Raw genomic sequence first — 203 nt, forward strand, 5'->3', positions numbered from 1 at the left:
CTCTGAAGAAGTGGTGCCCGGACTCGGAATCGAACCAAGGACACGGGGATTTTCAATCCCCTGCTCTACCGACTGAGCTATCCGGGCAACGGGGCGCATTAAACCGTAATCATGCACGCCAGTCAACCAAATTTAGGGAAAAGCTGTTCAACTGCTTAAGTTTGCGGCAATCCGACCATTTCTGCGTCCAGTTTGCCCTAATC

Annotated in this window: 1 tRNA gene; it reads right to left on the reverse strand. The window is 51.7% G+C overall.

The window, feature by feature from the left end:
* Positions 1–11: 11 nt before the first annotated feature.
* A tRNA-Phe gene (locus JTI98_RS07255) sits at positions 12–87 on the reverse strand.
* Positions 88–203 lie beyond the last annotated feature (116 nt).

Origin of the sequence: Citrobacter sp. MGH 55, assembly GCF_016906145.1 — a bacterium.
Classification (GTDB): domain Bacteria; phylum Pseudomonadota; class Gammaproteobacteria; order Enterobacterales; family Enterobacteriaceae; genus Citrobacter_A; species Citrobacter_A amalonaticus.